Source organism: Janthinobacterium sp. PSPC3-1 (genome assembly GCF_049896105.1).
Lineage (GTDB): Bacteria > Pseudomonadota > Gammaproteobacteria > Burkholderiales > Burkholderiaceae_D > Janthinobacterium.
The window spans coordinates 54,923-79,646 of record NZ_JAFCTQ010000007.1 but is presented as its reverse complement, the minus strand read 5'-3'; the positions used below and the strand labels follow the sequence as shown (position 1 = coordinate 79,646).

The window sequence follows — 24,724 nt, the reverse complement described above, 5'->3', positions numbered from 1 at the left end:
ATATACAGCGTCACTCGCCATTACCGGCGGAATCGGAACAGAAAAGGCAAGCGCTCGCTATGCTGCAACGCAATGCACGAGCAAACGATTGCGCCTTTCGGATTATCTTAGTTCTCCACGGTGCTGAACAATACAGTAAATCGATACATATTGCCATGAGTCAATATTGGCGAGGGCAATCCGTCCTTTACTTTATAGTTGCCGCGAGGTAAGCTTGCGACCATAAAATATCGCTTTGCAGCACGCCATTCCACCTCGCCGATTTCCGCTTTGATGACAATTTGATTTTGTTTGATATTGCCGTCAAATGCCGTTTTTATCGGCTGACTATTATTGTCATGGCCTGCAGACATATTGCATACGACAGTGTGAGTTTGCTTGAAAATCGTTCTCGCAGTGCGTGGCGTGGCAACTGATAAAACTGATGGGTCCGATAACACCGGGCCAGGCGACATGGCAACACCAGTAATTCTGATTGATACCGCACCGCATTTTGAAAGTAGAGGGCAAGATGAGCAATGAACTCGCAGGTCTGATCAAGGCCGACCTGGCAGCACTGGGCAACGATGCGCGCGCGCTGGGAGCCAGCATCGCGCCGGCCGCCAACTTTGGCGCGCAGGAACCGTCAGGCTTTTCCTTTGCGCAAAGCATGCAGGATGCCTTCAGCAAGATCAACACCGATGAACGCATGGCCGCGCAAAAGGTCAGCGATGTCGACAGCGGCAAGAGCGACGACCTGGTCGGCGCCATGCTGGCCAGCCAGGAAGCGAGCCTGTCCTTTTCCATGTTGATGCAGGTACGCAACAAGGTCATGGGCGCCGTCGATGAATTGATCAAACTGCCTCTGTAATACGCTTACCCCCACGCCCAGCCTCCAAGCGAAAGTCATTCCACGTGATTACCCCCATGAAGTCCGCATTTGCGCGCTGGCGCCTTGGCGCCCAGCCCGCCGTTCCACCCGCCCTGCTGAAAAACCTGGTTCCCATCGTTGTCCTGGCCATCGGCATTACCGCCATGGTGATGATGTATTTCTGGCGCGACCAGGCCAACTACAAGCCGGTGTTCGGCGCGCGCGAAAAAGTGGCGGTCACCGACATGATGGCGACCCTGGACGCCGAACACATTCCGTACCGCCTGCATCCGGATAGCGGCCAGGTGCTGGTGCCCGACGCCATGCTGGGCAAGGTGCGCATGCTGCTGGCCTCGAAAGGCGTGACGGCGCAACTGCCGGCCGGCCTGGAGCTGATGGACAAGAACGACCCGCTGGGCGTGTCGCAATTCGTGCAGGACGTGCGCTTCCGGCGCGGCCTGGAAGGCGAGCTGGCGCAAAGCATCATGACCATGGATGCGATCGCCTCGGCGCGCGTGCACCTGTCGATCGCCAAGTCGACCTCGTTCGTCGCCAGCGATGGCGACAAGTCGTCGGCCTCGATCGTGGTGGCGGTGAAACCGGGCCGCACCCTGGCGCCGGAACAGATCGCCGCCGTGATCAACATGGTGGCCGGCAGCGTGGCCAGCCTGGCGCCGACCCGCGTCAGCCTGGTCGACCAGGGCGGCAACCTGCTGTCCTCGCATATCGACCTGGCCGACGGCTTCGACGCCTCGGCCGCCGGCAACGAAGGCGCCAAGCGCTACCAGGATGAAATCCGCCGCAATATCACCGGCCTGCTCGGCCCGGTCCTCGGCGAAGACAATTTCAAGCTCAGCGTGACGGCCGCGGTCGACAATGACCGGGTCGAGGAAACCCTGGAAAAATACGGCGAAGCGCCGAAAGTGACCAGCGAGGCGATGCGCGAGGAGCAGGAGCGCAACCGCACCGTGGCCGGCATTCCGGGCAGCCTGTCGAACCGGCCGCCGGCCGCCGCAGTGCCGGCCCCGGCCGGTGAAGCGGGCGCCGATGGCGGCGCACCGAAACCGGCCGACGACGGCACCGCCCGCAAGAATGCGACCACCCGCCAGTACGCCTATGACCGCAGCATCACGCAGATCAAGCGCAGCCGTGGCCGACTGGAAAAACTCAGCGTGGCCGTCGTACTCAACAGCGCCGCCGCGCCCGACGCCAAGGCCGGCTGGACGCCGGCCGAACTGGCGAATATCGAAAAAATGCTGCGCAGCGGCCTGGGCATCAATGCCCAGCGCGGCGACAGCCTGAGCCTGACCACCCTGCCCTTCCCTGCCAAACAGCCAGTGGCGCAATGGTGGGAAGAACGCGATACTGTGGTCGACTTCAGCAGCTGGCTGCTGTACGCACTGGGCGCCGTGCTCGGTTATTTCCTGGTCCTGCGGCCGCTGCTGCGCCTGCTTACCAGCCGCCTGGCGCCACCGGAACTGAAGCAGCTCGATCCCGCCCTGGCGCTGCCCGGCAACGGCCTGACCGCCGCCGCTACCGGCACGGCGGGCAGCGCAGCGGCCGTGCCGGCGCTGGGCGCCGCACCCGGCGCGCCGGCACTCGAAGGCGCGGCGGCTGCCGGCGGCAACATGCCGGTGGTGCCGCTGCTGGAAAACTACAACCTGCCACCGCCCGGTTCGGCCGTCGACGTGATGGTCGACCACTTGAAAGTGCTGGCGGAAAAAGAACCGGAACGTGTCGCCGAAGTCGTCAAACAATGGATGCAGAAAAATGGCCGAACTCAACAACAATAATTTCCCTGACGAACAGGACGATGAAAACACCCGCCTGACGCCGGTCGAGCAGGCGGCCATCGTGCTGCTGAGCATAGGCGAAGAACAGGCGGCGGCCGTGCTGCGCTGCCTGTCGCGCGAAGAGCTGCTGGAGGTGACGCAGGTGATGTCGCGCATGAGCGGCATCAAGGTCGAAGCCGTGAAGACCGCCATGCAGACCTTTTTCGACGACTACCGCCAGCAAAGCGGCGTGCATGGCGCCTCGCGCAGCTACCTCAAGCGTTCGCTCGACCTGGCGCTGGGCAGCGATATCGCGAATAGCGTGCTGAACAATATCTACGGCGACGCGATCCGGCCGAAAATGGCGCGCCTGCAGTGGGCCTCGCCGAAGTGGCTGGCCGAATACATCGTCAACGAACACGTGCAGATGCAGGCCGTGTTCCTGGCCTTTTTGCCGCCGGCGCTGGCCGGCCAGATCCTCGACGCCCTGCCGATGGAAGGGCGCGACCTGGTGCTGCTGAACCTGGCGCGCCTGGACGAGATCGACCGCGACCTGCTGGTCGAACTGGACGAACTGGTGGGCCGCTGCCTGGGCACGCTCGATACGCAGAGCACCAGCGTGGAAGGCATCCGCCAGACCGCTGAAATCCTCAACCGCATGCCGGGCAACCGCGCCGCGCTGGTCGAATTGCTGCGCGCGCACGATCCGGAAGTGGTCTCGGAAATCGAACTGAGCATGTACGACTTCCTGATCCTGGCCACGCAAAGCGATGTCACGCTCACGCGCATCCTGGAAGACGTGCCGATGGAACAGTGGGCCATCGCCCTCAAGGGCGCCGAGCCGGCTATCCGCGACGCGGTGCTGAAAACCATGCCGCGCCGCCAGGCGCAAAGCTTCGAGGACATGATGCGCCGCTCCGGCCCGGTGCCGATGTCGCGCATCGAACAGACGCGCCAGGAAATCATGGCCACCGTCAAGGGACTGGCCGACGCCGGCGAAATCGAAGTTCAACTGTTTGCCGAGGCGGTGATCGAATGAAGCCTTTCCGCACCTACCGGTTTCCGCCGCTGTCGCAATTCATCGCCGCCGGCCAGCGTTCGAGCTCCGAAGATACCGACGGCCAGTGGCAGGCGTCCGTCTCGGAAGGCTTCGAGCAAGGCCAGCGCGACGGCTATGAAGTGGGCCTGGTGCGCGGCCAGCAGGATGGCTACGACTCGGGCCGCAACGACGGCGTGGTCCAGGGCCGCGAAGAAGGCCGCAATGAAACCCTGGTGGCGCTCGACAAGCTGGCGCGCCCGGTCGACGCGATCCTGCGCGACCTGAAGAAAGTACGGGCCGACTACCGCGCGGCCCAGCGCAAGGAAGTGGTCGACCTGGTGGCCAAGGTGGCGCGCCAGGTGATCCGCGCCGAACTGGCGCTGCAGCCGGTGCAGTTGCTGGCCCTGGTCGACGAGACCCTGGCCTCGATGCCGCCGACGCGCGAGGAAATCGACGTCTACCTCAATCCCGAAGAATTGAAACGCATCAGCGAACTCGATCCGAAGCGCGCCAAGCGCTGGAACCTGATCGCCGATGCGCGCCTTGACGCCGGCGAATGCCGCATCAAGGCTGGCGACAATGAAGTCGACGCCGGCTGCCATCAGCGCCTGGCCGCCTGCATGGACCAGGTCAGCAGCCACCTGGCGCTGGCCGCCGAACACGCCGACCAGGGCGCGCCTGCATGATCGCCGACACGCTGCGCAGTTTCGAGATCGGCGATATCCCGGTGGCCACGCCCACCGGCCGCCTGGTGGGCGCTTCCGGCCTGCTGCTGGAAAGCGCCGGCTGCAAGCTGCACACGGGCCAGCGCTGCCAGATCGAAACTGTCAGCGGTGAATGGCTGGACGCGCAAGTGGTCGGCTTTCGCGAAAAAATCTCCTACCTGATGCCGTTCAAGAAGGCCGCCGGGCTCACCACCGGCGCGCGCGTGCTGCCGCTGCCCGACAAGGCCAGCCTGCAGATCGGGCCGTCCTGGCTGGGCCGCATGATCAACGGCTTGGGCGAGCCGATCGACGACCTGGGCCGCCTTGGCGGCGAGCATATCCTCGACGTCTCGCCGCCGAAGATCAATCCCCTGAAGAAGCAGCCGGTGGTCGAACCGCTCGACGTCGGCGTGCGCGCCATCAACAGCATGCTGACCCTGGGCAAGGGCCAGCGCGTGGGCCTGATGGCCGGCTCCGGGGTGGGGAAAAGCGTGCTGCTGGGCCTGATCACGCGCCAGACCGTGGCCGACGTGGTGGTGGTCGGCCTGATCGGCGAGCGCGGCCGCGAGGTGCGCGAGTTCGTCGAAAAGTCGCTCGGCGCGGAAGGCTTGAAAAAGGCCGTGCTGGTGATCGCGCCGGCCGACGAATCACCCTTGATGCGCATCATGGCCACCGAGCTGTGCCACTCGATCGCCGCGCATTTCCGCGACCAGGGCCAGCACGTGCTGCTGCTGGTCGATTCGCTCACGCGCTATGCCATGGCCTTGCGCGAAGTGGCGCTGGCCCTGGGCGAGCCGCCGGCCACGCGCGGCTATCCGCCGTCGGTATTTTCGAATCTGCCGCAACTGGTGGAAAGCGCCGGCAACGGTGCCCACGAAAATGGCAGCATGAGCGCCATCTACACCGTGCTGGCCGAAGGCGACGACCAGCAGGATCCGGTGGTCGACACGGCGCGCGCGATTCTCGACGGCCATATCGTGCTGACGCGCGAACTGGCCGAACGGGGCCACTACCCTGCCATCGACGTGGCCGCCTCCATCAGCCGCTGCATGGCGCAAGTGATAGCACCGGGCCACATGCAGGCGGCGCGCGGCCTCAAGGCAGCGATGGCGCGCCATGCGCGCGTGCGCGACCTGATCCCGCTGGGCGCGTATGTGCCGGGCGCCGATCCGATCACCGACCGCGCGGTGCAGCTGCATCCGCAGATCGAAGCGTTCCTGTGCCAGGGGACCAAGGAAGAAGCGCCGATGGGACCCTGCATTACTCAACTTGAACAAATCATGTCCTAGGCACATTGATGAGCAACTCGCATACCATCCGCAACCTGACTACCCTGGTCGGCCTGCGCAGCACCGAAGTGGAGCGCCTGCAAACCGAAATGGCGGCGCAAACCGCCGTGCGCGAGCGCTACCAGAAGAACCTCGAACGCCTGACCAGCCTGTACACCGACAGCGGCCCCAGCGGCGCCCTGCACCTGGCGCTGTCGGTCAACTGCGGCAACTTCAAGCAGTCGGTGATGGAGATGGCGCAGCAGCACCGCACCGACCTGCATCTGCACGAGGCCAATATGGCGGTATCGCAGCGCGCCCTGAACACGGCCTGGGCCAAGCGCGAAGTGCTGGATCAGGTACTGACGCAAAAACAACGCATCGTTGCAACGGAACAACAGCGGATGGATGCAAAACGACAGGATGAGCTGGCGACCCAATTCTGGTTCCGTGGACAGGTAAAATAATGTTTTGCAGAAATAATTTCGGAAAAGACGATATTTGGTCGCCTTGTCATTGTGTACATCCTGCATGCTAATTTTAGGAGTCTGACATGGCCATTTCCACCAACGCATCGAATACCTACGATCCGACCGCATCGGCGCAGGCGCTGACCGACAAATACACGGCCGACCTGCAAGCGCGCATCACGGCGCAGACCAAGGCCGCAACAGCCACCTCGGCTGGCCTGACCAATATGAAGATGGCCTTGACCAGCTTCACGTCTAGCCTGTTGTCGCTGACTGGCAGCAAGACCATGGTCGCGCAGGGCGCCACCTTCAGCAATACCACGGTCGGCAGCGCCACCGCCACAGCGTCAGCCGCGGCCGGCACGTATTCGCTGTTCGTGGAAAAAGTGGCCACCAGCAACCAGATTTCGCTGGGCGGCATCGGCGGTAGTGCCGTACCTGCAAGCGGCGATGGCACCCTGAAGATCAAGCTGGCGAATAATACAGATTTCACGGTCGACCTGAGCCAGGCCAATACCGATATCGACCCGACCTTGTCGGCCAAGGAAATCGCCGCCGCCATCAATGCCGAACCGAAGAACAATTCGCGCGTCACCGCGTCCGTGATCACCATCGGCGGCATCGCCCAGCTGGTGCTGACGTCGAATGTCAGTGGCGAAGAAGGTGCCTTGTCGATCGATGCGAGCGCGATGGCCGATGGCGATCTGAAAAACTCGCTGGCCGCAACGCCCAAGCAACTGGTCAAGGCCGAGGACGCCATTATCTGGGTTGGCGGCAAGCCTGCCGATCCGAGCGACACCAGCAACCGTGTCAAGCAGTCGTCGAACACCTTCAGCAATATCGATGGCGTGAAGATGACATTTACCAAAGCGCAGGCCGATGGCGACGCGCCGATCACGCTGACGGTGGCGCTCGACACCTCGGCCACCGCCACCAATGCGCAAAGCTTTGTCGACGCCTACAACAAACTGAAAGCCGTACTCGATGGGCTGACCGATCCCGGCGATCCGGCCTCCAGCAAGGCCGCCGGCGCGTTTTCCACCGACAGCGGCGTGCGCGTCCTGCGCGACCAGCTGGTGCGTACCCTGCGCGAAACAGCCAGCGGCGCGCTGGCCACGTTTGGCATCACGGCGCAGCGCAACGGTACCCTGGCCCTCGACACGACCAAGCTGGCAGCGGCAGTCAAAGCCAATCCGACCGGTCTCGACAAGGCTATTGGCAACAATTCGGCAAGTGCCCCGAGCGGCATTGCCGGCAAGCTCGACAAGTTTGTTGAAATATGGACATCAAGCAACGGCCAGCTGGCGCAGCGCGAAACCTCGGTGGCCAAGCTGCAAAAAACGCTGACAGAACGGCAGGCCAAGTTCGAAACCGATTACACGACCATGTACAACCGCTACAAGGCGCAATTTACCGAACTGCAAATCTTGCAGGAACGAATGGCCCAAACCACCAACATGTTCGATGCCCTGTTCGGCAACGACAAGACAAAATAGAGGCTGGCGCCCGTTGCCAGTCTCAGCATTTTATAGTGAAAGAAAATGATGAACCACGATGCCTACAGTGATTACCACGCCGTCAACCTGGATGCGCAAACCTCGCGCGCCACGCCAGTCGAACTGGTCTTGCTGCTCACCGACGGCTTGCTGGAAGAACTGGCGCGCGCGCGCGCACATATCGTCGGCAAACGCTACGAACAAAAGGCTGTCAGCCTGAACAAATGTACGGAGATCATCAACGGACTGTCGAGCTCGCTCGATTTCGAACAAGGTGGCGAGGTGGTCGCCAACCTGGGCCGTCTGTATGAGTATTGCACTGGCCGCCTTTACCTGGCCGGCATCAACCTGGACCCCGCGCTGATCGACGAAGTGACGACTTTGCTCACCACCATCAAGCAGGGTTGGCTGGGTGTCCAGGCCAAGCATGGATAACAGCGCCTTGCTGCTGCAGTTCGCGCGCGAGATCCAGGCCGCTGCCGGCAAGCGGGATTGGGCCTCGCTCGATGTGCTGGACCAGCGCCTGGCGCGCCAGCTTGCGCTGCTGTCCGAACGGGGCGGCGTGAGCGCGAACGAGCAGGTGGCGCTGCGCACGCTGCGCGCGGCGCATGCAAGCGCGTTTCAATTGTGCTCCGATGAAAAGCACAGGCTGGGCCTGCACTTGGGCGAGATCCATTCCAAGCAGGAAGGCTGGGTCGCCTACGCGCTGGAAAGCGACATGTATCAAGATGGAAATCAAGCATGAATACTTTAGTCAATTTCAAGGCTGCGAGTTTTAACGCAGCCGATTTGTTCGGCACGATGGCAGCGGTGACTGTCGGCAGCCCCCCCACGACTGGCGGCACTGCCGCCATTGATGCAAGTGTGGCCGTGACAGCGCAACCGCCTGTGCTGGCCGGCATTCGTCCCGCCCCTGCCATGCCGCTGTTTGCGGACGCCCTCGGCGACGCCGTGCATGCCGCCAGGCCGGTCGCCGAGGCACCCGCGAAGACGGACGAGCCCGAACAACCGCCAGCCGATGACGTGCCGGCGTTGCCGCAAGCAACCCCGTTGCCGTCCATGGCCGCGCCATGGCTGTCTGCGCAGGTGACGGCGGCACCACCAGCGATACCGCCGCGGCACGACATGGACGGCAGCCGCGGCAACGACATGGCGGCACCCGCCCCTGTCATCGCGACCGAAGCCGGCACAGTGCCGGTTGCAGCCACACCTGTCACCATCACGCCAGTCAGCGCCACGCCGGCCACCGTTGCGATATCAATTCCTGCTGCTCCAGCTGTGGCAGCGGCGCCAACGGCACCCACGGCGCCCACGGCGCCCGGCACGGCAACGCCTCTCGCCGCCCCGGCGGCGGCGACACCGGAAACCGCGCGCGCCGCGATTGCCGGCGCACCGCGCGACATGGCCGCGATCACCACCACGCAGCTGGCGGTGCGGCCGGTCGCCATGCAATTCAATGCGCAACTGGGCACCCTGGTGCCAGCGCCCCGGCTGGGCGAGCCACTGGCGGCGGCCATGCCTGTGCCGCCTGGCGAAACAAAAACCGCAGCGCCTGCCGTGCGCGGCAAAGCCATGCCGGCCGCCGCGGAAGCGCCAGCGCCGGTTGCTGCCGTGCAGCCTGCTGTTGCGGCAACATTCATTCCGGCCATCACGCCGGCTGCCATTGCAACGTTTGCGCCTGGCAGCGTGCCAGCGGCGCCCGCCACTGGCACGGACGACCTGGCCGCAAGCGCCATCCTGCCCGCTCCCCCTGCCGTGGCACCGGCTGTTCCAGGCCTTGTGCCACGTGTCCAGTCGGCCAGGTCCGATGGAACTGCTGCGGCATTCGAACCCGCCACCGCCGCCGCGCCAGGCACGCCAGCCGCTGCCGTGTTGCCATCCATGCCTGTGAGCAATATCCCTGCCAGCAATACCATTGCCGCCGACACCACCGTCGATGTCCGGCCGGCGCTTCGTCCGCATCCCGGTCCGGTCGACACTGCCGCCATGCCGGCAAAGGCAGGCACGGTCGGCCCATCGTTTGCCGCCCCCGTTGCCGGCAGCCTGGACGCCGAACGCAACGTTGCCTCCACCACAGCCGCAGTGACGCCTGCCGCAGGCCTGGGCCTGACGGCGCCGGCTGCGGCCAGTACGCTGCCGACGCCAGGCGCCGACACGATCAAGCTCAACGGCCCTGCCCAGCAATGGCAGGAGCCGCTGCGCGAGGCGCTGGGCGAGCGCCTGCAGACGCAGATCGGCCGCAACAGCGAGCATGCGGTGATCCGCCTCGATCCGCCGATGCTGGGCCGGATCGACATTTCGATCCGCCACACGGCCGGCACGCTGCAGGTGAACCTGTCCGCCTCGAACACGGAAGTGTTGCGCCAGTTGCAAGGCATCGGCGAAACCATGCGTACCGACCTGGCGCAGCGCCAGTACACCGAGGTGGCCGTGACTATCAGCGCCGCGCCGCGCAGCCCGGCCGCGCAGGCGTTTGCCGAGGGCGATGGCCGTGGCCAGCGTCAGCCAGGACGCCAGCAGGACGAGGCCGAACCGGGACGCGCGCTGTCCGACGGCACGCCTGCCGATACACGATACGGCTCAACCTTTGCCATGCATGAGCGGGAATACAACTGATGAATACAAAAGTAAAACTGATCGGCGGCTTCGTGCTGGTGGCCCTGCTGGCCGCCGGTGCCGCGGGCGGCGCCATGTGGTACCTGGCCAAGCCGGTGGCCGGTCACGGCGAGGTTGCCGACGCCAAGCCGGCGCCGCCGCCGGCGACCGGCAAGAAGGCGCGCAAATTCCTCACGCTCGACAAGGTCATCGTGATGCTGCGCCACGGTCCCGGCGAAACCGATACGCATTATCTGTCGGCCGACCTGGTGATCGCCACCACCGAAGAGAATGAAAAGCTGGCGAAATCCCATTTGCCGCTGATGCGCTCGATCGCCGTCAGCACCCTGTCCAGCTTTTCGATGGACAAGGCGCAAGCCATGACGGTGGAGCAGTACGCCGAGCAGATCAACAAGGCTTTCACTGTCAGCTATGAACGCGAGCAGATGGAAAAGCCGTTCAGTGAAGTCATGGTAGGCAAGCTGATCATTGAATAAGCCGACGCCAGCAGGCCAGTACGACTGATGGGAGATACCGTGGCTTATGCCGAGCAATACCAGGAAGCCTACGGCGCCGGCGAATATGCCGCCGCCGGCGCTGCCGCGGCCGTGCTCAGCGTGGAGGAGGAACAGCGCCACCTGGTCGCTTACGCGCCGCTGGTCAAGCGCATCGTACGCCAGCTCAATTCGCAGGTATCGGGCGCCATCGACCGCGACGACATGGAGCAGATCGGCCTGATGGGCCTGCTCGAAGCGCTGCGCCGCTACGGCGTGCCGGACCAGTCCTTCGGCAGCTACGCCAGCCTGCGCATCCGCGGCGCCATCCTCGATGAGCTGCGGCGCCAGGACTGGCGCCCGCGCGCGGTGCGCCAGGAAAGCCACCGCCTGCGCGACAGTGTGCGCGCACTGACCCGGCGCCTGGGCCGCGAGCCGCAGGAAGCGGAAATCATGGCGGCGCTGAAGCTGACGCCGCAAGCGTACCAGGAATACCAGCTGGCCGAAAACGCCGAGCTGATCGCCAGCTTTGACGATATTTTGCAGGAAAGCCTGGGCCAGGCCGACAGCGCACCGAGCCCGGAAGAGCAATTGATGGTGCGGCGCAGCCTGGAGCAGGCCCTGCGCGCGCTCGACGAGCGTGAACAGCGCGTGGTGCAGATGTATTACGAGTTCGAACTGAGCTACAAGGAAATCGCCGCCGTGCTGGACCTGAGCGACGCGCGCGTATGCCAGTTGAACAAGATGGCACTGGGCAAAATGAAAGCCATGCTGCAGGATAAGTAAGATCGAGCTCCACCCATAAATTGATGCAGCACAAGCAGAAAGGCAGTTGACATGGTAATTATCGGTATCTTAATCGTGATGGGATGCGTATTCGGAGGCTTTGCCCTGATGGGCGGTACCGTCCAAGCGATCTGGCATCCGGTCGAGTTGGTCATCATTATCGGCGCCGCCGTCGGCGCCCTGGTGCTGGGCAATCCCAAGCATGTGCTCGGTGAAATGCTGCACCAGATGCGCAAGGTCGTCACGCACAAGAAACAGGGCTCGGAATTCCAGCGCCAATTGCTGCTGCTGATGTATGAATTGCTGCAAACGGCGGCCGGAGGCCTGAAGGCGCTCGACGCCCACGTCGAAGCGCCGCGCGAAAGCCCGCTGTTCCAGCGCTATCCACTGGTGCTGGAAGAGCCGAAACTGCTGGCCTTTATCGTCGATAACTTCCGTCTGATGGCAATGGGCAAGATCAACGCGCATGAACTCGAAGGCGTGCTGGAGCAGGAACTCGAAGCGATCCACGATGAATTGCTGCAGCCCTCGAAGTCCCTGCACAAGATTGCCGAAGCCATGCCCGGCTTCGGCATCCTGGCAGCCGTGCTCGGTATCGTGATGGCCATGAATTCGGTGGCCGACGGCGCCGATGCGGCGGAAATCTCGTCGAAAGTGGGCGCCGCCATGGTCGGTACCTTTATCGGCATTTTCTTCTGCTACGGCGTGCTCGATCCGATGTGCAACATGATGAAGCAACTGGTCGGCGAAGAAGGTTCGACCATGGAATGCGTGAAAGTGGTGCTGGTGACCCACGTCGCGGGCAAGCCGCCACTGCTGGCGATCGACTCGGGCCGGCGCCTGGTGCAGCTCAATATCAAGCCGAGCTTTGCCCAGCTGGAAAGCTGGATCAATGCGCTGGAAAGTGGCGGCGAAGAACCTGAGCAAGGCCAAGGCCGGGGAGGCCGCCGTGCTAAAGCCGCATGAGAAACATGACCAGGCCATCATCAAGCGTGCCGGGAAAAAGCACGATGACGATGGCCACGGCGGCGCCTGGAAAGTCGCGTTCGCCGACTTCTGCCTGGCCTTGCTGTCGCTGTTCCTGGTGCTGTGGCTGATCGCCGCGCGCGAACAGCAGGCGATGAAGGAAATCATGATGGACGCGCTGGCGGGCAGCCGGCAAGGCGAAGGGCAAGGCGTGATGCCGGAGCAGAAAGGCGGCCCGCGCGGCAGCCTGATCGACCGTTTCCCGATGCCGCGCGACGGCATGGGCGACACCCGCACGGAAGGCAGCAAGCAGAAAGACGGCAAGCTGGAGTCCGCCGACGCCAAGCCGAAGATGAGCTACCAGACGCCGGAAGACCTGATGGCGCTGTCGCGCGCACTCGACAAGCTCAGCGACGAAGCCGGCCTGAAGAGCAACCTGCAGTCGGTGGTCACGCCGCACGGCTTGCGCGTGATGCTGCACGACACCGACAAGCAAGGCATGTTTGTGCGCGGCAGCGCCGTGCCGACCGACCGGTTCCGCAAGCTGCTGCGCGAAATGGGGCCGATCTTTGCGCAGATGGAAAACCAGATGCTGATCGTCGGCCATACCGATTCGATGCAATACGCCAATACCGGCTATGATGGCTATTCCAACTGGACCCTGTCGGCCAACCGCGCCATGTCGGCGCGCGCGCAACTGCTGGCCGGCAGCATGAACCCGGAAAGCGTGTTGCAGGTGGTCGGCATGGCCGACCGCGCGCCGCTGGACACGAAAAATGCCGGCGCAGGCATCAACCGCCGCATCGAGCTGTTAATATTGACGCGTGGCCAGGCCGACAGCATCGCCTCCATGTTCGGCATGGCGGGCCAGGGGTCGCAGGGCCAGGAACTGGAAGTGGGCGCGCCCGATTCGGCCACGCTGCAACGCCTGCGTGACAAGCTGGGTTTGCCCGCGAAGAAAGAACAGGCCGAACATGCAAATTAAAGGCAAGGGACAACGTATGAAAATCTCCTCGGGAGCCGCCGGCGCCACGCTGCGCAACTCCGCCGTGGCGCCCGCCGAGGCGATCGCCGAGAATGCCGGCGCCGCGGCGGCCGCCGGCGGTTCGTCGGCCGGCGCGGAACTGCAGTCGGCCGTGTTGCAGCCGGCCATGGCGGCGCTGCGCGCCATGCCCGATGTCGACCATGAAAAAGTGGCCATGTTGCGCGATGCGCTGGCCAGGGGCGAGCTGCCGTTCGACCCGTCCAAGATTGCCGGCCTGATCCAGCGCTTTCACGGCAGCGACGCATGACCGCGCCACGCAAGGGCCTCACGCGCCAGGAAGCCGTGCAGCGGGTACTGCAGGGCATCACCGATGACCGCCACGGTTATGCCGAACTGCTGGCTTTGCTGGAAGAACAATTCCAGGCCACCCTGCGCCACCAGACCGGGCAATTGAAAGTATTGGCCGAACAGATCGTCGCCGCGGTCGAGCCGCTCGATGGCCGCCGCCGCCAGCGCATGAGCCTGGTCACCGCCCTGCTCGGCCCCAAGGCCGACATGACACAGCTGTTTGCGCTGCTGCAGGCGGACGCGCGTGGCAAAGCCGTCGCCAACTGGGAAGAACTGGAACAGATGGTGCTTGAATGCAAGCGCTTGAACACCCGCAACAGCCAGCTGTTAACGGAACAATACACGACCATGCAGCGCGTGCTGCATGGCGAGGAACATATCTATGCGCCAAGCTGATTTTTTTGCAAGCAATGCCCGCCCCTTGGCGGCCACCTTGCCGACCAGCGCCACCACCGCCATCCAGAGCAATGTGCGCGCCACCGCCTCCACCGCCAGCTTCAGCAGCGTGTTCCAGCAGGTGCAGGGCGAAGTGGCGACATTTATCGAGCACGGTGGCGGCAACGCCAGCATGCTCAGTCCCGAGGGCAGGGCCTGGTCGGCCAACAGCGCGCCAGCCAATGTGCTCGGTGCGATCAGCCAAGGGGGCGAGATCGGCGAAGTGCAGCAGCAGTTTTTATCGTCGATCAAGCCGTGGACCGAGGAAACCGGCGCGCGCCTGGGCGTGGCGCCGGAAATCGTCGCCGCCCACGCCGCGCTGGAATCGGGCTGGGGCCAGCGTCCGCTGCGCCAGGGCACGGCCGATACGCACAATCTGTTCGGCATCAAGGCCGGCGCCAAATGGCAGGGGGAAGTGACCAACGCCCTGACCACCGAATACGCGGGCGACAGCGGCACGGCGCTGAAAAAGACCGAGCGCTTTCGCAGCTATCCGGACCAGGCCAGCGCCTTTCGCGATTATGCGCAAGTGCTGCTCGACAACCCGCGCTACCGCGCCGCGCTCAATACGGGCGCCGACGCCAGCGCGTTTGCGCAAGGCCTGGCGCGCGGCGGCTATGCCACCGACCCCAACTACGCGGCCAAGCTGAGCCAGCTGGCAGCGCGCCTGCAACGCACTGCCGCAGCCGACTGATCGACTGATCAGCGTCCCAGCAAGTCCGCCGGCGCCACCGTGCCCGCCTCCGTCACCACGGCGCGGATCACGGTGCCGCTGGCGGCGTTGCGCACGCGGATGATCTCGCCCTGCGCGCCCGGATCCATCGCCACTCCCGCCGTACTGACCTGTACCTGTTCCTTTCGCGCAACGATGTTGACGGTACTGCCGCGCCGCACCAGCACCGGCGACGCCAGCTGGCTTTCCCGCAACACCTCGCCGGCGCGCAGGCTGCGCCGGCTCGACTGTCCCACCACCGCCGGCAGCGAAGCGATGCTGTCGGCCACCATCGTCACGTCGCGCCGCTCCAGGGCCACGTCGCCGGCCTGCAGCGGCGTGTTGGCGGTGACCGGCACGCCGGTCACCGCGACCTTGGCGCTGATGCTGGCGCGCGCCAGTATTTCATAGCGCCAGCCCGCCGCTCCCGGGCAGCTGGCGACAAAGCGCATGCGCTGCGGCGAACGGCTGTCGAGGGCCTCGAGCGCGACCCGCACCGGGCACGCGGGCATGACACGCGTGGTTTTTACAACAGTCACCTGGAACAGCGGTTCCAGCAGCCCGGCAGAGGCGGCCTGCTGCGCCAGCTGCTCCTGGGCCAATTGCTGCACTTGCAAAAATATATTGTCGGCTGGCAATTCGGCCCGTCCTGCACTACTATAGAGGCTGGTCATTAAAAACAGGCCGGGGAGCAGCGTGCGAAATGCTCCTGCCTTGTGCGGTGCCGCGACATGATGGTCCGAATAAATCATTACTAACCTTATTTGCTAATCCTAATCAAGAATCTTGAAGCAGCATGACCTTACCATGCGTCAACATGACCAGGCAGGCATTTTACTCCTGCATCCAGATTTCCAGCCCAAACCGCAGCAGTACGATCAAATTCAACACAAAGGATGACCATGGGGATTAATTTCAAGGACGCACTGGGTGTGCACGCCGATGTGCTGGCCTTGCGTGCCGACCGCACGCGTGTGCTGGCGGCCAATATCGCCAACGAAAACACGCCGGGCTTCCAGGCCAGGGACATGGATTTCGGCAGCGCCTTGCAGCAACTGCAAGACAACGAGGCCGGCCTGCTGTCGACCGACGACGACGCCAGTTCGCTGTACCGCGTGCCCTACCACCCCAGCCGCGATGGCAACACCGTCGAGATCGGCGTGGAACAGGCCGCCTTCTCGCAGAACGCCACCGACTTCCAGACCAGCCTGACCTTCGTCAACATGAAACTCAAAGGGCTGGCCAAGGCCATCTCGGGACAATAAGCAACGAGGACAAGCATGAGCTTCCAGGATATTTCCAAGATCGCCGGTTCGGCGATGGCGGCGCAGACCGTGCGCTTGAATACCATCGCCAGCAACCTGGCCAATGCCGATTCCGTGGCCGGTTCCGAAGGCGAGACCTACCGCGCGCGCAAACCGGTGTTTACGGCGGTGATGGATGGCGGCGCCGGTGGCCGCGTGCAAGTGATGGACGTGGTGCAAAGCGACGAACCGTTGCGCAAGGTGTACGAACCGGGCCACCCGATGGCCAATGCCGACGGCATGGTGTTCTACCCGAATGTCAACCAGGTGGCCGAGATGACCGACATGATGTCGGCCTCGCGCGCCTTTGAAACCAATGTGGAAGTCCTGGGCCGCATCAAGTCGATGCAACAATCCCTCCTCAAATTAGGTGAAGCGTAATCCATGGAAACGAGCCTCTTTACAAACAGCACCAGCGGTGGCACGACCAGCAACGCCGTCGCCTCGCAAAACAACGCCACGCAGGACATGTTCACCAAGCTGCTGGTGGCGCAGATCCGCAACCAGGACCCACTGGCGCCAACCGACCCCAGCCAGTTCGTCAACCAGTTGACGCAGCAGGCGCAGACCGAAGCGATGCAAAACCTGTCGACCCTGACCAGCGCCAACGCCAGCGTACTGCAGAGCATGCAGGTGCTGGCCCTGGGCGCTCAGGTGGGCTCGGAAGTCATGGTCAACAGCAGCACGGTACAGCTCGAAAGCGGCAAGGTCAGCGGCAGCATCGCCCTGTCGTCCAACAGCAGCAAGACCACCCTGACCTTGAAAGATGCGTTCGACAAGGAATACACGATCGAACTGGGCGCCAAATCGGCCGGTAACGTGCCGTTTACCATCGACCCGGAAAAGCTGGGCCTGCCAGCCGGCACCTATACGATGGCGGTGACCACCAGCAGCGGCGAGAAGCCGTCGGTCGATATCGCCGGCAAGCTGAGCAGTGTTCGCCTGTCGGCCACCGGCAGCATGATCCTCAACGTCGCCAACCTCGGTGAAGTCAGCCCTGGCGCGATCACCGGCTTCAACGGCAAGACCTCCTGATCCGCCCGTAGCGCCCATTTGCTTTTTGCCCAATAATCCCGTCCTTCACTAAAGGAAGTTCACCATGAGTTTCGACATCGCACTGTCCGGCATCCAGGCCATCAACGAGCAACTGACCGCCTCGAGTAACAATATCGCCAACGCCGGCACCTACGGTTTCCGCAGCAGCCGCGCCAACTTCTCGTCGATGTACGCAGGCGACCGCGCCACCGGTGTCGAAATCGGTTCAACCACGCAAAGCATGAGCGTCAACGGCGGCGTGCTGAACACCGGCCGCACCCTGGACGCCGCCATCGATGGCCGTGGCTACTTTGTCAGCCGCGATGCGCAAAACACCCTGAGCTACAGCCGCGTCGGCATTTTCAGCGCCTCGAGCAGCGGCTACCTGACCGATTCGAACGGCAAGATGGTGCAGGGCTACGCGCCTGCCGCCAAAGGCAGCACCACGCTAGGTCCGATGGGCGACATGAAAATCCCGACCGGCCAGATCCCCGCGCAGGCGACCGAAAACCTGTCCTACGTCGCCAACCTGTCGTCCGAGTGGACCATCAAGGACGGCACCAAGTTCGACAAGACCGACATCCAGACCTACAACAGCGCCAAGGTATCGGTGCTGTACGATTCGCTGGGCGCCAAGCACACGCTGAGCCAGTATTTCGTCAAGACCGATGCCAGCACGGTCGAAGTGCACTACACGCTCGACGACAAGCCTATGATGCAGCAGCCACTGGCGACGCCAGCGAAAGAAATGGTAAGTACGTTGCTGTTCGGCACCGATGGCCAGCTGGCGAAAGTCAACGGCGCCGCGCCGAACAATGAACCGGTGGCACCGGCAGTGAGGGGCGCCGACTGGAAACCGACTTTCGACGCGGTCAAGATGGGCGACCCGATCGCCAACTCCGGCGCGGCCGCGCTGGCGTTCAACCTGAACTACTCGGACACCACCCTGTACGCCGGCGAAACGACCACCTCGACCAACAAGTCGGACGGCTACGCCTCGGGCACCTACACCGGCGTGGAGCTGGCGTCGGACGGCTCGATCATGGCGAAATATACCAATGGCGAAACCAAGAATGTCGGCACCATCGCGCTGGCCAACTTTGCCGACGAAGGCGCCCTGACCGCCGCCGACAACACCAGCTGGACCGCCTCGACCGCTTCCGGCGCGCCGCTGTACGAGCGTCCTGGCGTGGGCATGGCCGGCAAGCTGGCCACCAGCTCGCTGGAACAGTCGAACGTCGACATCACCACCGAACTGGTGGGCCTGATGACCTCGCAGCGCAACTACCAGGCCAACTCGAAAGTGCTGTCGACCGAGAACGCCATGCTGCAATCGCTGATGCAAGCGTTGTAATCTTTGACACGCAAAGGTAAACAACCATGGATGCGCTGATTTACACCGCCATGAGCGGCGCCGACCGTGCCCTGCGGGCACAACAGGTACACGCCAACAACCTGGCCAACATCGAAACGGGCGGCTTTCGTGCCAACCTGGAGGTGTCGACCGCGCAGCCGCTGCAAAACGGCTACGGCTACGACGATCGCCACATGGCGCAGACGCAGTCGAGCGCCATCAACACGCGCACCGGCACCGTCAAGGAAACCGGCCGCGATCTCGACGTGGCGATCACCGGCAACGGCTTTCTGACGGTGCAATGGCAAAACGGCGAAGCCTACACGCGCGCCGGCGCCATGAACCTCGATGAAACGGGCGCGCTAACCATCAACGGCCGGCCGGTGCTGGGCGAAGGTGGCCCGATCACCCTGCCCGAGCACACCAGCGTCTCGATCGGCGTCGACGGTTCGATTTCGATCCAGGTCCCGGGCACGGCGCAGATGCAGGTGGTCGACAAGCTCAAGCTGGTCAACTCCGAAACGGGCGAGCTGACCAAGAACGAAGCCGGGCTGATCGTCACGCGTGGCGGCGCCAACCTGCAGGCCGATCCGAACGTGCAGGTGCGCGGCCGCCATATCGAAGGCAGCAACGTGTCGGCGGTCGAGGAAATGATCGCCACCATGAGCCTGAACCGCAGTTTTGAAGTGCAGATGAAAATATTCAAGGCCAGCGATTCCATGACTGAATCGGGCAACCGCCTGCTTGGCGCCTGAGCCCGCACGCCAACCAAATTCAAGGAGTAAATCATGAATCCAGCAATGTGGATCAGCAAGACCGGTGTGCAGGCGCAAGACGCCAAGCTGCAAGCCATCGCCAACAACCTGGCCAACGTCAACACGGTCGGTTTCAAGCGCGACCGCGTAGTGTTCGAAGACCTGTTCTACCAGGTCGACCAGCAGCCGGGCGCGCAGCGTGCCGACAATACCCTGTCGCCGTCGGGCGTACAGCTCGGCAACGGTACCCACATGGTCGGCACGCAAAAGGTGTTTACCACCGGCAGCCTGCAAACCACCAGCCGCGAATTCGACGTCGCCATCACCGGCAACGGCTTTTTGCAGGTGCTGCGCCCGAACGGCGAAGCGGCCTACACGCGCGCCGGCCAGCTGGGCATCAATGAAAATGGCGTGATGGTCAACGCCCAGGGCTTGCCGCTGGTGCCGCAGATCACCGTGCCCAACAACGCCACCGGCATCACCATCGGTGAAAACGGCATGGTCTCGGCGACGGTGCCCGGCAATGTGGCCGGCACCCAGCTGGGCCAGCTGACCCTGAGCAGCTTCATCAACCCGACCGGCCTGCTGGCCCTGGGCGAAAACCTGTTCCAGGAAACCGCCGCCAGCGGCGCGCCGACCGAAGGCAATCCCGGCGAAGGCGCCCTGGGCAAGCTCAAGCAATTCGCGCTGGAAGGCTCGAATGTGCAGGTGGTCGAAGAAATGGTCGACATGATCGCGGCCCAGCGTACCTATGAAATGAACACCAAGGTGCTGTCGGCGGCCGACAATATGCTGCAATACCTGGCGCAAGCGGCACGCTGATGCAAGCGACCAGGCAAGCCATCGCGGTGCTGCTGGCGGCTGTGCTGCTGGCCGGCTGCGCCAGCCGTCCGGCCGCGCCGGTGGCGCCGACGTTTTCGGAAGAGCCGCTGGTGGCGCAGCGCGGCAGTGGCCGCGGCGGCGTGGCCGGCGGCGTGTTCAACCCCGATGCCGGCATGTCGCTGACCTCCGACAGCCGCGCCTTCCGCGTCGGCGACGTGGTCACCGTGGCGCTGCAGGAAACCACCCAGGCCAGCAAGAAGGCCGGCACCTCCTTCAACAAGGGTTCCTCGGTGGGCGTGCAGGCGGCCAACATCCTGGGCAAGACCTTCCCCAAGACCGGCATCGACCTGTCGGCCGACCGCAATTTCGCCGGCGACTCGACCAGCACGCAGCAAAATGCGCTGTCGGGCGCGATCACCGTGATCGTGCAGGAAGTGCTGCCGAACGGGCTGCTGCGGGTGCAGGGCGAAAAGACCCTGACCCTGAACCAGGGCGAGGAATTCGTGCGCCTGCGCGGCTACCTGCGCGCGGCCGACATCGATTCGAACAACCAGGTATCGTCCTTGCGCATCGCCAATGCGCGTATCGCCTATTCCGGCCAGGGCACCCTGGCCGAAGCCAATACCCCGGGCTGGCTGACGCGCTTTTTCGTCGGTCCATGGATGCCGTTTTAAGGTCACATCATGAGATTTCGTTCCGCCCTGCCCGCCACCTTGCTGCTGGCCGCCTTTTGCAGCATGTCGCTGCCCGCCACGGCGGCGCAAGTACTGCGCAACCTGGTCAGCATCGAAGGCGTGCGTGACAATCCGCTGGTCGGTTACGGCCTGGTGGTCGGCCTGAACGGCAGCGGCGACACCACCCAGGTGAAGTTTTCCAGCCAGTCGGTGGTCAACATGCTCAAGCAGTTCGGCGTCAAGCTGCCCGACGGCGCCGAATCGAAAAGCAAGAACGTCGCCACCGTGATGGTCAGCGCCGTGTTTCCGCCCGGCTACCGCCGCGGCCAGGCGATCGACGTCACGGTGTCCTCGCTGGGCGACGCGAAAAGCCTGCGTGGCGGCACCTTGCTGCTGACGCAGCTGCGCGCGGCCGACAACGAAACCTACGCCCTGGCGCAAGGCAACGTGGTGGTCGGCGGCCTGAGCGCCAGCGGCCAGAGCGGCTCGTCGGTCACGGTCAATACGCCGACCTCGGGACGCATCCCGAACGGCGCCAATATCGAACGCGAGATCCTCAGCGACTTTTCCACCAAGCCGACCGTCACGCTCAATTTGCGCCATCCCCATTTCGAGACGGCGACCAATATCGTCGAAGCCGTCAACCGCCGTTTCGGCGCCGTCGCCACCACCAGCGACGCCACCAGCGTGGAAGTGATCGCCCCCGAAAACCCGACCCAGCGCGTGGCCTTCATGGCCAAGCTGCAGGCGCTCAGCGTCGACGTCGGCACCGACATGCCCAAGGTGGTCTTCAATTCGCGTACCGGCACGGTGGTCATCGCCGAAGGCCTGCGCGTGAAAGCGGCGGCCGTCACCCACGGTTCGCTGAAAGTGGTCATTTCCGAGAGTTCGGCGGTCAGCCAGCCGGCGCCGTTCGGTGCCGGCCAGACCACCGTCACGCCGCAATCGAAGGTGACGGTCGACCAGGGCAACGGCAAGATGTTCAAATGGCCGGAAGGCGCCAAGCTGCAGGCCATCATCGACGTGGTCAACAGCCTGGGCGCCTCGCCCGACGATATCATGGCGATCCTGCAGGCGCTGGACCAGGCCGGCGCCATCGAAGGCGAACTGGTGGTGATCTGATGAATTTCTCCATCGACAACAGCAGCGGCGCCCTGCCTTCGGCGCTGGACGACCAGTCGCCCGCCGCGGCGGCGCCCACCGATCCGCGCTATGCGGCCAAGGCCACCGAGGCGGCGGTCAAGTTCGAAGCCTTCTTCATCTCGCACATGCTGCGCCAGATGCGCTCGGGCACGCGCGAGATGGCCGGCGAAGACAGCGTCTACAAGGACCCCGTCAACAGCGACATGCAGGAGCTGGCCGACAACCTGGTGGCCGACAAGATGGCCGGCCAGCGCGCGTTCGGCATCGCCGACGCCATCTTGCGCCAGCTGCTGCCGGCCGCAGCGGCGCCAGCCCCGAGGATCGATGTCACATCGGACAAAGTTGCAGCCGGACTTAATAAGTCAACATAAAGTGTCGCCTGTAGTTGAGGTAGCGACATCGCCCCTTATCACGAAAGAAATGCCATGAGCATGATCAGCAATGCCCTGTCGGGCAGCATCGCCGCGCAAGCGGCGCTTGGTGCAGCCAGCCAGAATATCGCCAACCTGCAGACCCCGGGCTATACGCGCCAGGGCGTGCTGCTGACATCGCTCTCTTCCGGCGCTGGCGTGCGGTCGGCCGGCAACGGCGTGGAAGTGGGCGCCCTGATGCGTTTCAGCGACGCCTACAAAAGCCAGCAGATGTGGCGCGCCGCGTCGGACCAGGGCTTGCGCTCGCAGGCCCAGCCTTACCTGACCCAGCTCGAACGCGTGATGGGCGATGAAAAGTCCAGCATCAGCAACGGCATCGACGGCTTTTTCACGGCCCTGAATGCGGCCGCCGTCGATCCGACCTCGACCCCGCTGCGCCAGCAGATCGTCACTTCGGCCGACGCCATGGCCCAGCATTTCAACAGCATCAACAACGTGATGAACAACCAGGTGCTGTCGCTGCACCAGCAGCGCGCCGCGATGATGCCTCAAGCCAATACCGCGCTGCAGAACATCGCCGCGCTGAACCAGCGCATTTCGACCTCGAATGCGGCCGGCACCAACGTCTCGGCGCTGATCGATGCCCGCGACCAGCTGATCGACGGCCTGGCTGCGCAGATGGCGATCGAAGTCAACAGCCAGCCGGACGGTTCGATGAATATTTCATTGAAGAGCGGCCAGCCGCTGGTGATCGGCAACATGTCGAGCACGCTGACCAGCAGCGAGAACGCGGTTGGCGAACAAAGCATCACGCTGAAGTTCGCCAACTCGACCTTCAAGCTCGACAGTATCGCCATCGGCGGCCAGATCGGCGGCCTGGGCGAATTCGAGCAAAATACCCTGCAGCCGCTGCAGCAGTCGCTGCGCGACCTGGGCAAGACGCTGACCGACAATATCAACAATCAGCTGAACCAGGGCCAGACCATGGCCGGCACCGCCGGTCCCAACCTGTTCGAGTACACCGACGGCGTAATGTCGATCAAGAAGAATTTTACGGCGGCCGACCTGGCGCTGGCCAGCGCCGGCGGCGCCGCCGGCGACAGCAAGAACCTGCAAAGCCTGATCGACATCAAGAACAAGCCGATCACTGTCAGCTGGGTGGGCGAAGTGCTGATCAGCGACGCCGATACCCAGCTGGTGGGCAAGCTGGGCATTGCCAGCCAGCAGAACCAGGCCTTGCTGAAAACGGCCGACACGGTGCGCACGCAGGCGGTCAACGACTGGAACGCCACCAGCGCCGTGAACAAGGACGAAGAAGCGATGAACCTGGTGGAATTCCAGAATATGTACCAGGCGAACATGAAAGTCATTTCAGTCGCCAACACCTTGTTTGACGCCACTTTGGCAATGATGGGTTAAGGAGCAGAGATCATGCGTGTAGCGAGCAGCCAGTATCAAACAATGATCAATGTATCGATCCAGCAGAACCAGGAACGCATCAATTACCTGACGCAGCAGATGTCGTCGGGCCTGCGCATCCAGTTGCCGTCGGACGATCCGATCGGCAATGTGCGTATTTCGCGCCTGACGCGCGAACAGGCCATGATCACGCAGTACAAGGACAATATCTCCTCGGTCCAGACGCGTCTGCTGAAAAACGAAAATTACCTGTCGAGCATGGTGACCGACATGGGCCAGGCGCGCGACCTGCTGGTGTGGGCCGCCGATGGCAGCAATGCGCCGTCCGACCTGAAGGCGATGACCGAATCGCTGCGCGCCATGCGCGACAGCGTGGTCTACACGTCCAACCTGAAGGACCAGGAAGGCCGCTACATGTTTTCCGGCACCGCCACCGACACGCCGGCGATCACCTATGACGCCAGCGCACCGGCCGGCTCGCGCTATACCTACACCGGCAATACGGAAACCCAGACCGTGGTGGTCGGCAACGGTATCACGCAGGCGGCCAATGTCGACGTCAGCAAGCTGGAAAGCTGGCTTAACAAGATCGACCAGACCATCGAGACCCTGAGCGCGCCGGGCCTCAATCCCGCCGATCCGGCCGTGCGCGCGGTCGTCACCACCGCGCTCGACGGCACCGATGAGGGCATGGAACTGCTGTCCGGCAAGATCGCCATCTTCGGCGGCGCGCAAAACATCCTGTCCACGCTCGATAACAACCTGGACAATGTTTCGCTGTCGAACAACACCGCCCTGCTCGATTTGAAAAAGGCCGACATCGGCGCGGCGGCGATCGACCTGACCGGCTACCAGACCGCGCTGGAAGCCACCTACAAAGCCTACAGCAAAGTGGGCTCACTCTCCCTGTTCGACCTCCTCTGATCC

Annotated in this window: 30 protein-coding genes; 28 read left to right on the top strand and 2 right to left on the bottom strand. The window is 63.6% G+C overall.

Annotated features, from left to right (window positions below):
- Window positions 1–107: 107 nt before the first annotated feature.
- Window positions 108–455, bottom strand: a complete 348-nt coding sequence (locus ACP7B7_RS10070; protein WP_308920399.1) for a hypothetical protein — start codon at window positions 453–455, stop codon at window positions 108–110.
- A gap of 56 nt (window positions 456–511) precedes the next feature.
- Here ACP7B7_RS10070 and ACP7B7_RS10065 point away from each other — a divergent pair, with 56 nt between their 5' ends.
- From ACP7B7_RS10065 to ACP7B7_RS09985, 17 genes are all read left to right on the top strand, one after another.
- Window positions 512–850 (top strand): flagellar hook-basal body complex protein FliE, encoded by a 339-nt coding sequence (locus ACP7B7_RS10065; protein WP_308920398.1) that lies wholly within the window; start codon window positions 512–514, stop codon window positions 848–850.
- A gap of 56 nt (window positions 851–906) precedes the next feature.
- The gene (gene fliF, locus ACP7B7_RS10060; protein WP_426076580.1) at window positions 907–2,643 is read left to right on the top strand and encodes a flagellar basal-body MS-ring/collar protein FliF; all 1,737 of its coding nucleotides are present in this window, start codon (window positions 907–909) and stop codon (window positions 2,641–2,643) included.
- Window positions 2,621–3,661, top strand: a complete 1,041-nt coding sequence (locus ACP7B7_RS10055) for a flagellar motor switch protein FliG (RefSeq protein ID WP_426076579.1) — start codon at window positions 2,621–2,623, stop codon at window positions 3,659–3,661. Before fliF ends, ACP7B7_RS10055 begins: the two co-directional genes overlap by 23 nt.
- Window positions 3,658–4,347, top strand: coding sequence for a flagellar assembly protein FliH (gene fliH, locus ACP7B7_RS10050; RefSeq protein ID WP_308920395.1), 690 nt, complete (start codon window positions 3,658–3,660; stop codon window positions 4,345–4,347). The genes ACP7B7_RS10055 and fliH overlap by 4 nt, the downstream gene beginning before the upstream one ends.
- Window positions 4,344–5,654, top strand: a complete 1,311-nt coding sequence (gene fliI / locus ACP7B7_RS10045; protein WP_426076578.1) for a flagellar protein export ATPase FliI — start codon at window positions 4,344–4,346, stop codon at window positions 5,652–5,654. The genes fliH and fliI overlap by 4 nt, the downstream gene beginning before the upstream one ends.
- Before the next feature lie 8 nt (window positions 5,655–5,662).
- On the top strand, window positions 5,663–6,100 hold the full coding sequence (locus tag ACP7B7_RS10040) for a flagellar export protein FliJ (RefSeq protein ID WP_312439583.1): 438 nt from the start codon (window positions 5,663–5,665) through the stop codon (window positions 6,098–6,100).
- An 86-nt stretch (window positions 6,101–6,186) separates the two neighbouring features.
- Complete coding sequence (gene fliD, locus ACP7B7_RS10035; protein ID WP_426076577.1) at window positions 6,187–7,599, top strand: flagellar filament capping protein FliD; 1,413 nt, start codon at window positions 6,187–6,189, stop codon at window positions 7,597–7,599.
- A 45-nt stretch (window positions 7,600–7,644) separates the two neighbouring features.
- A complete protein-coding gene (gene fliS / locus ACP7B7_RS10030) occupies window positions 7,645–8,034 on the top strand; it encodes a flagellar export chaperone FliS (protein ID WP_426076576.1) in 390 nt (129 codons plus the stop codon).
- Entirely contained in the window at window positions 8,027–8,344 is a 318-nt protein-coding gene (locus ACP7B7_RS10025; protein WP_426076575.1) for a hypothetical protein, read from the top strand. Before fliS ends, ACP7B7_RS10025 begins: the two co-directional genes overlap by 8 nt.
- On the top strand, window positions 8,341–10,215 hold the full coding sequence (locus ACP7B7_RS10020; RefSeq protein WP_308920389.1) for a flagellar hook-length control protein FliK: 1,875 nt from the start codon (window positions 8,341–8,343) through the stop codon (window positions 10,213–10,215). The genes ACP7B7_RS10025 and ACP7B7_RS10020 overlap by 4 nt, the downstream gene beginning before the upstream one ends.
- Window positions 10,215–10,691 (top strand): flagellar basal body-associated FliL family protein, encoded by a 477-nt coding sequence (locus tag ACP7B7_RS10015; protein ID WP_308920388.1) that lies wholly within the window; start codon window positions 10,215–10,217, stop codon window positions 10,689–10,691. Before ACP7B7_RS10020 ends, ACP7B7_RS10015 begins: the two co-directional genes overlap by 1 nt.
- A 27-nt stretch (window positions 10,692–10,718) precedes the next feature.
- The gene (locus ACP7B7_RS10010) at window positions 10,719–11,474 is read left to right on the top strand and encodes a FliA/WhiG family RNA polymerase sigma factor (protein WP_426076574.1); all 756 of its coding nucleotides are present in this window, start codon (window positions 10,719–10,721) and stop codon (window positions 11,472–11,474) included.
- Window positions 11,475–11,525: 51 nt separating this feature from the next.
- Window positions 11,526–12,440, top strand: coding sequence for a flagellar motor stator protein MotA (motA, locus tag ACP7B7_RS10005; RefSeq protein WP_308920386.1), 915 nt, complete (start codon window positions 11,526–11,528; stop codon window positions 12,438–12,440).
- Window positions 12,367–13,425 carry a flagellar motor protein MotB gene (locus ACP7B7_RS10000; RefSeq protein ID WP_308920385.1) on the top strand — a complete coding sequence of 353 codons (1,059 nt, stop codon included), beginning with the start codon at window positions 12,367–12,369 and terminating at the stop codon, window positions 13,423–13,425. Before motA ends, ACP7B7_RS10000 begins: the two co-directional genes overlap by 74 nt.
- A 16-nt stretch (window positions 13,426–13,441) precedes the next feature.
- Window positions 13,442–13,732, top strand: coding sequence for a flagellar biosynthesis anti-sigma factor FlgM (gene flgM / locus ACP7B7_RS09995; protein WP_308920384.1), 291 nt, complete (start codon window positions 13,442–13,444; stop codon window positions 13,730–13,732).
- Window positions 13,729–14,169, top strand: a complete 441-nt coding sequence (gene flgN, locus ACP7B7_RS09990; protein ID WP_308920383.1) for a flagellar export chaperone FlgN — start codon at window positions 13,729–13,731, stop codon at window positions 14,167–14,169. Before flgM ends, flgN begins: the two co-directional genes overlap by 4 nt.
- Entirely contained in the window at window positions 14,156–14,902 is a 747-nt protein-coding gene (locus ACP7B7_RS09985) for a glycoside hydrolase family 73 protein (protein WP_308920382.1), read from the top strand. Before flgN ends, ACP7B7_RS09985 begins: the two co-directional genes overlap by 14 nt.
- 8 nt (window positions 14,903–14,910) lie before the next feature.
- On the opposite strand, the gene flgA is transcribed toward ACP7B7_RS09985, so the two are convergent.
- A complete protein-coding gene (flgA, locus tag ACP7B7_RS09980) occupies window positions 14,911–15,594 on the bottom strand; it encodes a flagellar basal body P-ring formation chaperone FlgA (RefSeq protein ID WP_308920381.1) in 684 nt (227 codons plus the stop codon).
- A gap of 228 nt (window positions 15,595–15,822) precedes the next feature.
- Between flgA and flgB the strand changes: the two genes are divergently transcribed.
- From flgB to flgL, 11 genes are all read left to right on the top strand, one after another.
- Window positions 15,823–16,185 (top strand): flagellar basal body rod protein FlgB, encoded by a 363-nt coding sequence (gene flgB / locus ACP7B7_RS09975; RefSeq protein ID WP_308920380.1) that lies wholly within the window; start codon window positions 15,823–15,825, stop codon window positions 16,183–16,185.
- Between the two features lie 15 nt (window positions 16,186–16,200).
- Complete coding sequence (gene flgC, locus ACP7B7_RS09970) at window positions 16,201–16,605, top strand: flagellar basal body rod protein FlgC (RefSeq protein WP_308920379.1); 405 nt, start codon at window positions 16,201–16,203, stop codon at window positions 16,603–16,605.
- Window positions 16,606–16,608: 3 nt separating this feature from the next.
- On the top strand, window positions 16,609–17,259 hold the full coding sequence (locus tag ACP7B7_RS09965) for a flagellar hook capping FlgD N-terminal domain-containing protein (RefSeq protein WP_308920378.1): 651 nt from the start codon (window positions 16,609–16,611) through the stop codon (window positions 17,257–17,259).
- 64 nt (window positions 17,260–17,323) lie between these two features.
- Window positions 17,324–18,613, top strand: coding sequence for a flagellar hook protein FlgE (locus tag ACP7B7_RS09960; protein WP_308920377.1), 1,290 nt, complete (start codon window positions 17,324–17,326; stop codon window positions 18,611–18,613).
- 26 nt (window positions 18,614–18,639) lie between these two features.
- Window positions 18,640–19,368 (top strand): flagellar basal body rod protein FlgF, encoded by a 729-nt coding sequence (locus ACP7B7_RS09955; protein WP_308920376.1) that lies wholly within the window; start codon window positions 18,640–18,642, stop codon window positions 19,366–19,368.
- 33 nt (window positions 19,369–19,401) lie between these two features.
- A complete protein-coding gene (gene flgG, locus ACP7B7_RS09950) occupies window positions 19,402–20,190 on the top strand; it encodes a flagellar basal-body rod protein FlgG (protein WP_308920375.1) in 789 nt (262 codons plus the stop codon).
- Window positions 20,190–20,864: a flagellar basal body L-ring protein FlgH gene (flgH, locus tag ACP7B7_RS09945; RefSeq protein ID WP_308920374.1), complete on the top strand. Its 675-nt coding sequence runs from the start codon at window positions 20,190–20,192 to the stop codon at window positions 20,862–20,864. The genes flgG and flgH overlap by 1 nt, the downstream gene beginning before the upstream one ends.
- A 9-nt stretch (window positions 20,865–20,873) precedes the next feature.
- Window positions 20,874–21,986: a flagellar basal body P-ring protein FlgI gene (locus ACP7B7_RS09940; RefSeq protein WP_308920373.1), complete on the top strand. Its 1,113-nt coding sequence runs from the start codon at window positions 20,874–20,876 to the stop codon at window positions 21,984–21,986.
- A complete protein-coding gene (locus ACP7B7_RS09935) occupies window positions 21,986–22,378 on the top strand; it encodes a rod-binding protein (protein WP_308920372.1) in 393 nt (130 codons plus the stop codon). The genes ACP7B7_RS09940 and ACP7B7_RS09935 overlap by 1 nt, the downstream gene beginning before the upstream one ends.
- 54 nt (window positions 22,379–22,432) lie before the next feature.
- Window positions 22,433–23,797, top strand: a complete 1,365-nt coding sequence (gene flgK / locus ACP7B7_RS09930) for a flagellar hook-associated protein FlgK (protein ID WP_426076573.1) — start codon at window positions 22,433–22,435, stop codon at window positions 23,795–23,797.
- A 12-nt stretch (window positions 23,798–23,809) separates the two neighbouring features.
- On the top strand, window positions 23,810–24,721 hold the full coding sequence (gene flgL, locus ACP7B7_RS09925; protein WP_426076572.1) for a flagellar hook-associated protein FlgL: 912 nt from the start codon (window positions 23,810–23,812) through the stop codon (window positions 24,719–24,721).
- Window positions 24,722–24,724: the final 3 nt, after the last annotated feature.